The 11,824-nt window shown below is 70.8% G+C and carries 22 protein-coding genes; 18 read left to right on the plus strand and 4 right to left on the minus strand.

Annotated elements, in window-relative coordinates; genetic code table 11:
• The first annotated feature begins 146 nt into the window (after window positions 1-146).
• The 16 genes from ACZ7L6_RS03495 to ACZ7L6_RS03570 all read left to right on the plus strand — a co-directional run bounded on the left by ACZ7L6_RS03495 (window position 147) and on the right by ACZ7L6_RS03570 (window position 9,948).
• Window positions 147-437 (plus strand): hypothetical protein, encoded by a 291-nt coding sequence (locus ACZ7L6_RS03495; RefSeq protein WP_471920266.1) that lies wholly within the window; start codon window positions 147-149, stop codon window positions 435-437.
• On the plus strand, window positions 434-754 hold the full coding sequence (locus ACZ7L6_RS03500) for a hypothetical protein (RefSeq protein ID WP_471920267.1): 321 nt from the start codon (window positions 434-436) through the stop codon (window positions 752-754). Before ACZ7L6_RS03495 ends, ACZ7L6_RS03500 begins: the two co-directional genes overlap by 4 nt.
• Window positions 751-3,384, plus strand: coding sequence for a hypothetical protein (locus ACZ7L6_RS03505; protein ID WP_471920268.1), 2,634 nt, complete (start codon window positions 751-753; stop codon window positions 3,382-3,384). Before ACZ7L6_RS03500 ends, ACZ7L6_RS03505 begins: the two co-directional genes overlap by 4 nt.
• 312 nt (window positions 3,385-3,696) lie before the next feature.
• Window positions 3,697-3,918, plus strand: coding sequence for a hypothetical protein (locus ACZ7L6_RS03510; RefSeq protein ID WP_471920269.1), 222 nt, complete (start codon window positions 3,697-3,699; stop codon window positions 3,916-3,918).
• A 21-nt stretch (window positions 3,919-3,939) separates the two neighbouring features.
• Complete coding sequence (locus tag ACZ7L6_RS03515) at window positions 3,940-4,878, plus strand: hypothetical protein (protein WP_471920270.1); 939 nt, start codon at window positions 3,940-3,942, stop codon at window positions 4,876-4,878.
• Window positions 4,875-5,267 carry a DUF4326 domain-containing protein gene (locus ACZ7L6_RS03520; RefSeq protein WP_471920271.1) on the plus strand — a complete coding sequence of 131 codons (393 nt, stop codon included), beginning with the start codon at window positions 4,875-4,877 and terminating at the stop codon, window positions 5,265-5,267. The genes ACZ7L6_RS03515 and ACZ7L6_RS03520 overlap by 4 nt, the downstream gene beginning before the upstream one ends.
• A 77-nt stretch (window positions 5,268-5,344) precedes the next feature.
• Window positions 5,345-6,307: a hypothetical protein gene (locus ACZ7L6_RS03525; protein WP_471920272.1), complete on the plus strand. Its 963-nt coding sequence runs from the start codon at window positions 5,345-5,347 to the stop codon at window positions 6,305-6,307.
• On the plus strand, window positions 6,304-6,582 hold the full coding sequence (locus ACZ7L6_RS03530) for a hypothetical protein (protein ID WP_471920273.1): 279 nt from the start codon (window positions 6,304-6,306) through the stop codon (window positions 6,580-6,582). Before ACZ7L6_RS03525 ends, ACZ7L6_RS03530 begins: the two co-directional genes overlap by 4 nt.
• Before the next feature lie 112 nt (window positions 6,583-6,694).
• Window positions 6,695-7,018 (plus strand): hypothetical protein, encoded by a 324-nt coding sequence (locus ACZ7L6_RS03535; RefSeq protein WP_471920274.1) that lies wholly within the window; start codon window positions 6,695-6,697, stop codon window positions 7,016-7,018.
• Complete coding sequence (locus tag ACZ7L6_RS03540) at window positions 7,015-7,383, plus strand: helix-turn-helix domain-containing protein (protein ID WP_471920275.1); 369 nt, start codon at window positions 7,015-7,017, stop codon at window positions 7,381-7,383. Before ACZ7L6_RS03535 ends, ACZ7L6_RS03540 begins: the two co-directional genes overlap by 4 nt.
• A gap of 94 nt (window positions 7,384-7,477) precedes the next feature.
• Entirely contained in the window at window positions 7,478-7,648 is a 171-nt protein-coding gene (locus tag ACZ7L6_RS03545; RefSeq protein ID WP_471920276.1) for a hypothetical protein, read from the plus strand.
• The gene (locus tag ACZ7L6_RS03550) at window positions 7,645-7,956 is read left to right on the plus strand and encodes a hypothetical protein (RefSeq protein ID WP_471920277.1); all 312 of its coding nucleotides are present in this window, start codon (window positions 7,645-7,647) and stop codon (window positions 7,954-7,956) included. Before ACZ7L6_RS03545 ends, ACZ7L6_RS03550 begins: the two co-directional genes overlap by 4 nt.
• A 2-nt stretch (window positions 7,957-7,958) precedes the next feature.
• A complete protein-coding gene (locus ACZ7L6_RS03555; RefSeq protein WP_471920278.1) occupies window positions 7,959-8,654 on the plus strand; it encodes a 3'-5' exoribonuclease domain-containing protein in 696 nt (231 codons plus the stop codon).
• A gap of 96 nt (window positions 8,655-8,750) precedes the next feature.
• Complete coding sequence (locus tag ACZ7L6_RS03560) at window positions 8,751-9,467, plus strand: hypothetical protein (protein ID WP_471920279.1); 717 nt, start codon at window positions 8,751-8,753, stop codon at window positions 9,465-9,467.
• Window positions 9,464-9,589, plus strand: coding sequence for a hypothetical protein (locus tag ACZ7L6_RS03565; RefSeq protein WP_471920280.1), 126 nt, complete (start codon window positions 9,464-9,466; stop codon window positions 9,587-9,589). The genes ACZ7L6_RS03560 and ACZ7L6_RS03565 overlap by 4 nt, the downstream gene beginning before the upstream one ends.
• 182 nt (window positions 9,590-9,771) lie before the next feature.
• Window positions 9,772-9,948, plus strand: a complete 177-nt coding sequence (locus ACZ7L6_RS03570; RefSeq protein ID WP_471920281.1) for a hypothetical protein — start codon at window positions 9,772-9,774, stop codon at window positions 9,946-9,948.
• Between the two features lies 1 nt (window position 9,949).
• On the opposite strand, the gene ACZ7L6_RS03575 is transcribed toward ACZ7L6_RS03570, so the two are convergent.
• From ACZ7L6_RS03575 to ACZ7L6_RS03590, 4 genes are all read right to left on the minus strand, one after another.
• Entirely contained in the window at window positions 9,950-10,165 is a 216-nt protein-coding gene (locus ACZ7L6_RS03575; protein WP_471920282.1) for a hypothetical protein, read from the minus strand.
• Window positions 10,166-10,327: 162 nt separating this feature from the next.
• Window positions 10,328-10,531: a hypothetical protein gene (locus ACZ7L6_RS03580; protein WP_471920283.1), complete on the minus strand. Its 204-nt coding sequence runs from the start codon at window positions 10,529-10,531 to the stop codon at window positions 10,328-10,330.
• Entirely contained in the window at window positions 10,528-10,929 is a 402-nt protein-coding gene (locus ACZ7L6_RS03585) for a DUF6221 family protein (protein ID WP_471920284.1), read from the minus strand. The genes ACZ7L6_RS03580 and ACZ7L6_RS03585 overlap by 4 nt, the downstream gene beginning before the upstream one ends.
• Window positions 10,922-11,221, minus strand: coding sequence for a helix-turn-helix domain-containing protein (locus ACZ7L6_RS03590; RefSeq protein ID WP_471920285.1), 300 nt, complete (start codon window positions 11,219-11,221; stop codon window positions 10,922-10,924). Before ACZ7L6_RS03590 ends, ACZ7L6_RS03585 begins: the two co-directional genes overlap by 8 nt.
• Before the next feature lie 191 nt (window positions 11,222-11,412).
• On the opposite strand from ACZ7L6_RS03590, the gene ACZ7L6_RS03595 reads away from it, so the two are divergent.
• Both ACZ7L6_RS03595 and ACZ7L6_RS03600 read left to right on the plus strand, forming a co-directional pair.
• Entirely contained in the window at window positions 11,413-11,574 is a 162-nt protein-coding gene (locus ACZ7L6_RS03595) for a hypothetical protein (RefSeq protein WP_471920286.1), read from the plus strand.
• Window positions 11,574-11,774: a hypothetical protein gene (locus tag ACZ7L6_RS03600; RefSeq protein WP_471920287.1), complete on the plus strand. Its 201-nt coding sequence runs from the start codon at window positions 11,574-11,576 to the stop codon at window positions 11,772-11,774. The genes ACZ7L6_RS03595 and ACZ7L6_RS03600 overlap by 1 nt, the downstream gene beginning before the upstream one ends.
• The last annotated feature ends 50 nt before the right edge of the window (window positions 11,775-11,824 follow it).

Here is an 11,824-nt window from a genome sequence, read left to right on the forward strand (position 1 = left end):
CCTCCAGCCTGCCTGTATTGCTCTTGTATTGCGGGTGCCTACACACCCCTTGGTAGAATCTGAGGCAGGTGAGGCACTCAAGCGCAACGCGTTGACCTGCTAATTCGTGCTGCCCGCACCCACACTCCCGCAAGGAGCACCACCGAGTGACCGAGAACCAGCAACCGCCACGCCAACCCGGCGCGTGGCCCACCAGCGACCCCGTCAACCTCGACGCGATCGCCCGGGCCACCGCCGACCGGCAGGCCGAGCAGGAACACGGCGAGCAATACGCCCGCCTCCAGTCCGCCATCGCCTGGAACGAGCTGGTCCTCGACAACATCCGCATCGACTTGGAAAAGCAGCCCAGCGCGGCCTGCAAGCGAGCGCGCGCCCGCTGGTGGATCCGCGGCGTCCTCACCCAGCTCGACGCAGCCCTCAAGGAGGGCGACCGATGACAACCACCGCAGCCCTCACCCTCTTCGACGACGAGGCCGACACGCCAGCGCCCCCGTCACCGGCGGCACGCGACCGACCCGAGCCCATCTACGGCCTCCGGGCCGCCCCCGCCCGACTCATCGCCGCACGCGACGACGACACCCACCACCCCGAAAGCAGGCCGAAGCTGTACCTCGTCGTCACCTGCTGCCCGTACTGCGAGCACCAGCACATCCACCCCGCCGGCCATGACGGCGAACCCCGCCTGTGCCCGCGCAACGCCCGCTGCATCGGCCAGCCCGGCGGCGCCTACTACTTCCCGGCGGTGGACCAGTGACGACCGCACACCAGGCCCCCACCGAGGTGGCCGCAGACGTCGACCTCGTCAGAGCATCCCTGGCCTACCAGTACCTAGACACGCCCGGCCTGCTCAGCATCTGCTCCGACGCAGACCGGTGGGTCGGCCGCCGCTTCACCACCGACGAAGTCGGCATCGCCGCCGCCGTCCGCTACGTCGCCGACCTCGACGCCCGCCACCCCAAGGGAATCTACGCACAGGTCACCACCCTGCGGGAACAACCCGCCAAAGGGCGCGGCGGCAAGGACCTTGCGCACGCCCTCACTTGGTTGTGGGCCGACGGCGACTACGGGCAGATCGGCCACAAGCCCGGCCCCGACGAGATGCCCCACCCCATCGACGCCGACCACGTCCGCGAGATCGTCGCATCCTCCGGCCTCCCGGCGCCGTCCGGCTGGGTCGACACCGGCGGTGGCTGCAACCCCGTCTGGACGCTCACCGAGACGTACGTGATCAGCAGCGAAGAAGACCGTGCCGCCGTCGAGCAGATGACCTCGGCGCTCCAAGCCGTCCTCGGCGCCGCCGCCTACCACCACGGCTGCTCATGGGACACCCAAGTCGGCAACCTCGACCGGCTCATGCGCGTACCCGGCACCGTCAACCGCAAGAACGACCTGGCCCGCCCTACCAGCAGCCACGTCGGCACCGGCGCACCCATCGACCTCGCCGTGATGCGAGAGGCCATCACCCGCCTGGAACCCGCCGCGCGCCGCACCCTTGAGAAGGCCGCCTCCGAGAAGCGGGCCCGGCAGGACGAACGCACCGGCCGCACCACACCCGCGCCACGGCCGGCCCGCGCCACGGCCGGCTTCCCCCGCTCGTCGTCGGGCACCGGCGTCTTCGACATCCTCGCCGCCACGCTGACGTTCCGTGACGTTCTTGAGACCGAAGGCTGGACGTACCGCGGTACGAATGCAGACGGCCGCGAGAAGTGGCTCCGCCCGGCGGGCCTCGAAGGTGCAGCCGACAGCGACTACAGCCTCGTCTGCGACGACCACGTCGCCGTCAACTGGTCCGAACGCTCCGGCCTCCCCGTCGGCCAGCAGGCCGCAGGAAAGAAGCTCACCGTCCCCACCCTGTGGGCGCACATCCACTACGGCGGCAACGAACGCGAGGCCACCCTCGACATCCTGCGCGCCGCGTTCGGCCAGGACGCCGCCCCAGCCGCCCGCCGACTCCCAGCTCCCGTGCTCGACGAGATCCGCCGCCGCTGCCGCCCGCCCGCCACGCCCCGCGATAACGCGCCGCACGACGACGAGTACTGGCCCACCGAACCCCCCGAAGACGAGCCGGAGCCGGACGACGCCACGTCCACCCAGCGGCCTGGCCTGCTACCGGAGACGTTCTGGAACGCCCGCCCCGTCTTCCAGCACATCCGCCAAGCCGCCCACTCCCAAGGCTGCTCCGGCGACACCGTCCTCTACAGCACACTCGCCCGCCTGTCCGGCATGATCTCCCACCACATCCGTGCCGTCACCGGCATCGGCGGACGCGCCTCCCTGAACGTCTTCGCCGCCATGGTCGGCACCTCCGGCGCAGGCAAATCCATCAGCGCCGGATGCGTCCGCGACCTCATGCACGCGGCCGACGACGACTTCCGCGACGGTCTCCCGATCGGCTCCGGCGAAGGCATCGCCGAGACGTTCATGGGCGCGGTCGAAGAACCCACCGGGGAGATCCACCAGAAGGGCCCTTACAAGGGCGACCCCGTCATGCACAAGGTCCGCAAGCAGGTCCGCCACAACGCGTTCTTCTACGTCGACGAAGGCCAGACCATGGCCAAGCTCGGCGAACGCTCCGGCAGCATCCTCGGCGAAACCCTCCGACGCGCCGCCATCGGCGAAGCCCTCGGCCAGACCAACGCCTCGGAGGAACGCACCCGTTACATCGCACCGGGCTCGTACAGCCTCGGCCTCCTCGCCGGCTTCCAGCCCTCGATCGCGACCGTGCTCCTGGCCGACGCGCACACAGGCACGCCGCAGCGCTTCTTCTGGGGGTGGGCCGACGATCCCACCATCCCGGACGAGCCGCCGCCATGGCCCGGCCCGATCGAGCCGCACCCCGGCCGCATGCGGCCCGATGCTCCGGTGGACATCGACTTCCCCCAGTCCATCAAGCAGAGGCTGTGGCGCGAGCGCGTCGCCCGCGGCCGTGGCGAACTCGAAGTGTCCGAACTCGACGGTCACGCCAACCTGATGAAGGTCAAACTCGCCGCACTTTTCGCCCTCCTCGACGGCGGCCGGCTCAACGCCACCGAAGAGGACTGGCAGTTGGCCGAGGTCGTGTGGACGTCCTCCTGCGCCGTCCGTGACTCCCTCGTGCGCCGAGCCGAGCGTGAGGCCGCACTGGCCAAGCAGCAGCAGACGGACGCGAAGGTCGAACTCGAACTGCGGTCCCACGTCGCGAAGAAGGGCGCGGACCTCGCGCTGGAGCGTGTCGCCCGTCTCGTGCACCGCCATGCCGCTCAGGTCGGTGGGATCACGTACGGCGGGTTGAAGAAGGCTCTCGCGTCCCGGGACCGGGCCATCGCGGAGAAGGCCGTGGCTCTCGCGGTGGCGCGGGACTGGGTGTTCGAGGAGGGGGACCGGATCTGTGTCAAAGCGGACTAACCGGAGGTGGACAAGTCCGTGTCCACCTTCGCGAAAAAGGTGGACGTGGACAGGTGGACATCTGTCCACCACCCCCTGTCGCGAGAAAAACGGCCCTCAATTTGCCTCTACATACATACACAAAAAGGACATTTACTCTCACTCGCGCGCTACGCGAGACAGGGGGTGGTGGACATCCGTCCACCTTGTCCACCTGTCCACCTCGTACGGCATTCAACTACCGGGCGGGAGGTGGCCCCGACCACCACCGCGGATCCGGTTCCAGCCAGCCCCGCGCGATCACTACCGCGCGACCCACCCACGGAGGACCACATGCCCGAGACCCGACTCACCTGCCTCAGCCCCGAGGACGCAGCCGCCGTCGTCGCCGAAGGAACCCGGCCCGACGACACCGTCCACACCGTCCGCCAGGACGGCGCCGACGTCGTCATCGGCTACCTCGACAAGCGCTGGCCGCTCGACGTCGCCGACTGGGCTGGAGCGAACGGCCACGCCTCGGACTCGGCGGCCGCCGCCGTCATCGCCGGACTCTGACCGCCCACCACGGAGGAACTCATGACCGAGCAGACACCCACCCCGCTCACCGCCGAACGCGAGCAAGAGATCCGCGACAGCATCCCCACCGTCTACGGGCCGCCCTGGACCGTGCACCCCAACATGGATGACGACGTCTGGCGGGTGAAGTACGCGACCGATCACCCGCTCGCCGGCCTCGTCTGCGAGGTCCCGGACTACGGGGCGCACCTCGCCGAGTTCATCGCAACGGCGCGGGCCGCGGTGCCGGAGCTGCTCGCCGAGATCGACAGGCTGCGCACCGACGCGGCTGCCGTCCTGCTGCCCGTGTGGGAAGCCGTGTACGAGCCGGGCAACGTGTCCGACTACCTGATCGGCTACGCCAACGACGAGGACGCGGCGAAGGGCGCCGCGGAGGCGTGGATGCGGTCGCAGTCCGAGGTGACCGGCCGCCTGGAGTGGACCACGATGCATCTGGCCGACGACCCGCAGTACGACCGCTGGTTCGACCTCGTGCAGCGGCACGACGACGGCATCGACACCGGACCCGGGATCACCGTCCGCCGCCGCGTCGTCCGGCCTGCCGAGCAGCCCGAGTTCACCGACGACCGCACCGCGTGGATGCAGATCGGCATGACGCCCTCCCTGCAGGGCCTGCGCGCCGAACTCCGCATCGAGGGCTACCCGCCGCTCGTCGGTCGGTACGCCGGCGCCGGGATGCGCGGGTCGAAGAACCTGCCCAACTTCATGGTCATCGAGCCGGTGCTGTTGTTCCCGCATGGCGACGCCCCGGCCGACGAGGAGCAGCCGGCCGAGGGCTGCGCGAAGTGCAAGACGCTCTTCGACCCGAACGACACCCGCTTCGACGGCCACGCACGCCACCGCGAGACCCCGTACTGCCGTAGCTGCGTGGACCGCTGCCACGAGTCGACGGACGCCTTCCACCGCTGCGTCATCTGCGACGGCGAGGCGACCCGATGAGCGCCCGACAGATCGCCCTCGACACCCAGCCGCGCCGGATCCAGCGCCGCCGCACCAAGGGCTGGCGCGCCCCCGACGGCGCCGTGTACGTCGGCCGCGGCACCCGCTGGGGCAACCCGTACACGCTCGTGCAGTGCGGGCCCACGCACGCCGTCATCGACTCCCGCACCGACAGCGTGATCTTCGGCGGCCGGAGTGAAACCGAGGCCCGACGCGTCGCCGTCGACTGGTACCGCGCCTGGTTCGCCAGCCAGCCCGACCTCGCCGCCGCGGCCCGCAGGCAGCTGGCCGGCCGGGACCTCATGTGCTGGTGTCCGCTGCCGGACCCCGGCGACCCGGACCACTGCCATGGCGTGGTGCTGCTGCAGCTGGCGAACGAGACCGCGTGAGCACGAGCACGGCCGCCGCTGTCCGAACCAGCGGCGGCCGCGTCCCCGACCTTCCCACACACACCAGGAGCCAGACCATGACCAAGCGTCCGACCGGCCCCGCCTGCGGCAACAACCCGAACTACCCGATGAGCGACGGCGACCGCCAGGCCGTCGCCGACTTCAAGGCGTACCTCGCCGACCGGGCTGCCCAGAAGCAAGCCGCCCGCTACCGCCTCCGCTCCGATGAGGAGATCGAAGCCGTCCAGTGGACCGGCAGTAACGCCGACGCCCTGCGCGCCTTCTGCGGCCCGGACTTCGACACCATCGACCCCGAGGACCGCGCCGAAGACCCCGACCAGGACGCGCAGCTCCTCAGCGACGCCAGTCACTGGGTAGGCATGAAGCCCGGGGACTGGGTGCTGAAGCACGTGGATCACCTCGCGGCCACGTCGGACGAGGCGTTCCGCGCCGTTTGGGAGCCTGCCGAGCCGCCCGTGGACCGTGCCGCCCTCATCGAGCGTGGCGCCGCCGCCATCTGGGCGCAGTACTCGGATGCCGAGCCCTCTCGGACCGGACTCGTCATGGCCAACCCGCACGCCGTCGCCGCTGCGATGCTGGCCGTGCTGCCCGAGCAGACGGACCGGGCCGCCGCCCTGCGTGAGGCCGCCGTCTTCGCCGAGGGCCCGCAGCTCGGCATTCACCCCGAGTTGGACGCGGTCCGCGCCGAGATCGCCGACGGGCTGCGCCGGTTGGCGGGCGAGACACCGACCCCCAAGCCCGTGCCGTCGGCGGCCATCCGCAGGAAGTTGCGCCAGTGGGCCTACGCCGCAGGGCACATCGAGTCGGAGCTGGACGGCGCAGTGGACCGGATGTACGAGGCCATCGCTCAGGACGCCGCCGGGGCGCGGCAGGACGGGGCGCAGCCGAACGTCCCCGTGCACGCCTGCCCCGCCGACGGCAGCGGCCTCACACCCTGCTGCGAGCGCACACCGTTCGAACTCCGGGCCGACCGGATGACCGAGGACTCGGCCGAGGTCACGTGCAGGGGGATGCAGTGATCGCCGAAGCCATCGACACCGCCATCACCCTCGCCTGGGCCCTCGCCGGCTGGGTCATCGTCCTAGCCGTCGTCGCCTCCATCCTCACGTTGGCCGCGATCGCCACCGGAGCGTGGGGCGTACGAGCCCTCTGGCGGCGCACCGCCGGGCCGTCCTGGGCGCGCGGCGATCTCCGAGCCCGGATCTGCGCCCGCACCCGCGCCAGGCGTCCCAGCGGGCGCACACGGCCCCACTGGGCCCACAGTCAGCCACTCGACTACGAGGAAGCCGCATGATCGCCCGCGCCATCGGCGTCGGCATCGTCCTCGCCCCGTTCATCTCCGCCGCCCTGCTCGGCCTCGGCCGGGCCGGGCGCGTCCTCCAGAACCGACTCACCAGGAGCAGTCGATGACCAGAGGCAGCCTCTCGCTCTGCGCCCTTTACCTCGCCACCGCGCTGTGGCTCGCCTGGTGCACCGTCAACACCTGGGGCCACGTGCCCACCTGGATCACCCTCCTCAATGCCGCCGCGAGCATCGTTGCCGTCATCGCCGTCGTTCGCGAGGCCGAGCTCGGTGACGAACGCCGTAGGGTCGCCGCCCTCGTCGAACGGGCGACTCGGCGTACGGCGTGGGATGAGCCGCCGCCCTCCGACGGGGACCCCCTCGATGACGGGGAGCGGGCCGCGTGGCAGGAGATCGCAGCGCACTGGGACGACCGGGAAGCAGCATGACCGACCTCGCCGCCGCAACATCCACCATCTACAACCTGTACGCCACCATCGGCCTGCGCATCCTCACCGCCCGCCGCGGCCGGGGCTACACACAGGCCGAACTCGGGCGCGCCGTGGGCCTGTCCCGCGCGTCCGTCGCCAACGTCGAGTCCGGGATACAGCGCACCCCGTTCCACATCCTGGTCGCCATTGCCCAGGCCCTCGACGTAGACCCCAAGGAGCTGCTGCTCGGCAGCGACCTCCCGCAGGTTGCGCCTGCTCTCACTGGGGACGGCAAGCTGCGCCGGAAGCTGCTTGCGGCGCGCGAGGAGATCGACGCTCTCCTCGCGAGCATGTCCGGCAACGACGACGGCGGCCAGTCATGAATGCCGTTACCGCCATCGCCGGCCTGGCGTCCATCGTCGTCCTGTTCGTGGACCTCGCCCGCAGGATCGCCCGCCTCACATCGCAGGACCACCGGTGACAGGGCCGAGCAGCGCACCCCGGGGCGAGCACACGCCCGCCCCGGGCGTCACCTGGCAGACCGAACTCGTCCGCGTCGAGCAGCTGGTCGACGACGCACCCGACCCGCGACCGAACCGCGCCACCCGGCGCGCACTCGCGCGCGCAGCACGGAGGAAGAACCGATGACCGAACGCATCACCGCCGAGGAAGCCGCCGCCCTCCGCGCCCACCCGCCCGCGCCCGGCACACGAGTCACCCGGGCCGTCGTCGACGAAGCGCTGCGGCAGGCCGAAGACCAGAAGACCACGCGGGTCATTGCGGCCCTTCACCGATCCGCCGAGGAGACCGTCACTCGCGTCATCGACCTGTACGAGCAGTGGGTGAAAGCCGGGCCCCCGCCGCTCGGCACGTCCATGTCCCGCTGGTGGGACGCCCGCCTCGCCGAACTCCACGACGCGATCCTTCCGACCGCCGGCCAGCCCAAGGAGCAGTGACCATGCGCATCTTCTACGACACCGAGTTCCTGGAGGACGGTCGGCACATCGAGCTCATCTCGATCGGCATGGTCGCCGAGGACGGCCGCGAGTACTACGCCGTCAGCCGCCGACTGACCGCCCGGACCTGGCGCGGCTGGGGACTCCGGCGCCGCCTCCGCGAGCACACGTGGCTGATGGACAACGTGATCCCGCACCTGCCTCAGCCGCACGGCGACTTCCGCAACCACATGCCGAAGGCGTGGCTGTTCAACTACCTCGACCCGGCGGTGAAGCGGCAGAAGCGCATCGCGCAGGAGGTCCGCGACTTCATCCGGGAGACTCCGGACGCCGAACTGTGGGCCTGGTACGGGGCGTACGACCACGTCGCCTTGGCTCAGCTCTTCGGCCGCATGATCGACCTGCCTGAGGGGGTGCCGATGTGGACCAACGACTTGAAGCAGGAGGCCATGCGGCTCGGCAACCCGACGCTCCCGGAGCAGCCGGATGGAGTGCACAACGCGCTCGCCGACGCGCGGCACAACCTGGTGCGGGCGCAGTACCTCGACGAACTCGCTCGGCCCGCCGACAGCCGGGTCACCGCTGCCCTCGGCGTCATCCGAGAGTGGCAGCGCGATGGCGAGCCGAACGACTACCTGACCCGTGTCCACAGAGCCCTTAGGCCGCCGGTCTCCGGGAACAGCGCAGCGTCAGCTTGAGCATGACGAAGGGGCGTGCCCACGAACTCCCCAGCTCCACGGCACGCCCCAACCGGTGGACCCACCGTACCGCCCAACAGCCCCACGGAGCGCACGATGACCACCACCGCCACCCACCTCCAAACCATCGCACTCCACTGGCGAGACCTCACCGACGCCCTCGGCCAACCCGCCATCCACCACGGCTTCGGCATCGGCCTCCGCGGACACCTCGCCACCCTCGACCAAGCCGACACCGACCGCGCCCTCATGGAAGCCACCCTCACCCGCCTCGACGAACGCGCCGACAGCGCAGCCGACGCCCCCGGACAGCGCCCCATCCCAATCCGCCTGGCAGTCCACGAGACGATGCGCATCGTCCGGGCCCAGCTCCTTGAGTGCGCCGACCAGATCGCGGGCAGCGTGCAACGCCCTGTCATGGGGCTGCTCCCCGACGGCTACCCGGCCGTGGACCGGCGCCGGCGCGAGCTCCTCGTGATGCAGGACCGCAACGACCCGCGCCGTTGGTCGTGGACGAAGGTCCGGCCGGACGCTCCGTACGCCGCTCTCTGGCTGTTGGCCCGGGTGGAGGGGGCGCCTGGCCCGTTCCGGCCGCTCACCCCAGTGCAGCTCGACCACATCACTGGCGTTGCCCGGGGCGCTGCGCTTCGCGTCGAGGGGGCCCTCGACATCGCCGCGCAGCGGAAGACGCTGGAGCGACGGCACGACTGCGGCGGCCGGATCGACGTGCACGGCGGGGAAGGCCGGCCGCCAGTCGCGCACTGCACGGGCTGCGGAAGGGTCTGGACCGAGGGCGGGGTGATCGCGGCGTGAGGGGCTACTGGGAGCGGCGTGAGCGGGCTCGGCTCCGGCGGCGTCGCGCGCTGCGGCTGGTGGGTTGGTGTCTGCTGCTGGCCGGGTTGGCGGTCGTCGCGTGGGTGGCCGCCACGTACTGAGCAGCAGGCGGCCCGCCGTCCCGTACCCCCGGGACCGCGGGCCGTTGCGCCTCCGAGGGCGCCCCCTTCGGGGGGATCACGACGGTACGCCCGCTGCGGGCAAAGCGAAAGATGTCGGCCCCATTGACCTGAAACCGACCCGAAGGCAGCCTGTACCCCCACCCGTCACACAAGGGGGACCCATGGCCGAGGACAACGAATACCGAGCCATCAGCCGCGACTACCCGGACGGCCGCCGCATCATTGCCGCCGTCAAGGTCACCGACGAACCCGGGCAGAAGTCCGACGAGGAGATTCTCGACGCGATCGAGGCGAACCTAGAGAGGCGCCACCTCCGCGTGGTCGACGACCCCGAGTAGGTCAGTGCGTCCAGATTTCCGGCCCGCCGCCCCGCCACTCGATCAGCTCCGAGCGGGCCACGTCGATCTGGTCCCAGTCCTGCAGGCCGGCGCGGCGGAGGAACTCCACAACGTCCCGGACAGCGAAGGCCCGGCCGAGGATCACACCGTCCACGCGCACCCTGCGGCCGCCGTCCTCATCGGGCGGATAGACGATCACCGGACGCAATCCGGACATGAATCCAGCATGATCCGGACCGTCCGGACCCGCATCCGGGCAGGTTAGCCGTGGCGCACTCGGACGATGTCCGGACCGCGGTCCGTGGGTGGATCCGCTCGGTCCGGGGGAGTCCGCCGGGCATGAAACGGCCCCCGCCTCGGGTGAGAGACGGGGGCTGCATTACTCGCCGTACAGGTCGACGCGGAGGCGACGTTCCTCGTCGGTCAGGCCCTCGCCGTAAAGGAACGCCGTGTAGATCGTGACCGTCTGGCAGTCCCGCTCCCGCTGGTGTGGGCGGACGGCGCGCTGCGTGTCGTGACCGTGCGGAAGGTCGCATCCGGACGAGCCCCAGTAGACACAGCAGGTCTCAGCGGCGGCACTCACGGCCGCCACTCCTCGCGGTAGCCGGGCCGGTCCGCGTATGGCAGGGCGAGTAGGCGCACCGCCTCCCCGAGCGCGTTGGCCCACCCGTGCGCGTACTCGACCTCGTTCACGTCGTTTGCCGCGACCTCCGCGTACTTGTCGACCAGCTGCCGCTTAGCGTCGATCTCGCGCAGCACCCGCGCCGGATCCCACCCCAAGACGTGATCGGCGACCGGCTCTTCAGGCCATCGCGACACACGCCCGTTGAGCGCGCCGCCGACCGAGGGGATCACCCTGCCGCCGTCGGCATCGACGATGCTGCCCGCGCCGTCCATCGCCCATGGGCCGCGCGGCGCCACCTCGGCGTAGGCCGCGTCCACGTCGAGCTGGGTGCGCAGCCACTGCACCAGATCATCCATCCGAAGCCTCCTCGGCGCGCGGCCGGTTCTGCCCCGAGCCCTTGTAGCCGCGCAACAGATCCTGCACCGTTGCCGGTTTTACGCCCAGACGCTTCGCGATCCCGCGCACCGACTCGCCCTCAGCCTGCATCTGATGCGCCAGCTCGGCACGCTCCGCAGCCCACTTCGCCGCCCGCTCCCTGGTCGCCGCTGTGATCTGCGCCTGAGCACGAGATCGCGCCTCCGGGTCGGCGATGCGCTCCACGTCGTCAAGGGCGTCGAACACTCGCTGCACCTCCTCGTCGTCTGCCATGGCCGCGCCTTCCTTGATCCAGGCGGGCTATTCCCCCGAGAGCGTATGGTGACCACACAACATGGGGTATGGTCACCATACAGCCCGGGTGAACGCCCGTGCTGCACAACAACAAAGCCCCGGCCCGGAGTTGCCGCTCCATATGGGCCGGGGCGGACCAACCCCGAAGCGATCAAAGGAGCAGGTCCGCCATGGAGCGTACCGACCAAGAGCAAGGTCAGCCCACCCCCAGCGCGCTGACGCCCCAGCCGAACCCGATCCTCGCCGAGCCCGCCACCGTCGAGCTGGCACAGCAGGACTACGCCCGGGCCGCCGACGTCCGCTCCCGCCTCGGCTGGAAGGACGCCAGCTAATGGGCCTCCTCTCCTGGCTCGTCGGCGGCAACGACCGCCAGCTCGCCGAGACCCGGTACAAGGGCCGCGAGTCCGCCACCGACCGCGCTGCCCGCAAGCGGCGTGAGGGCCACCGCGCCCGCGTCATCCGCGACGGCGACAACGCCGGCACGAAGGTTCCACGCCGCCACCGCCGACACAGCAACGGCGCCTTCAACTAGCCACACCATCAGACCGGCCGGCCCCGCAGCCCCCAGCGCGGGGCCGGCCT

The organism is Streptomyces sp. NPDC107522, from assembly GCF_055657525.1.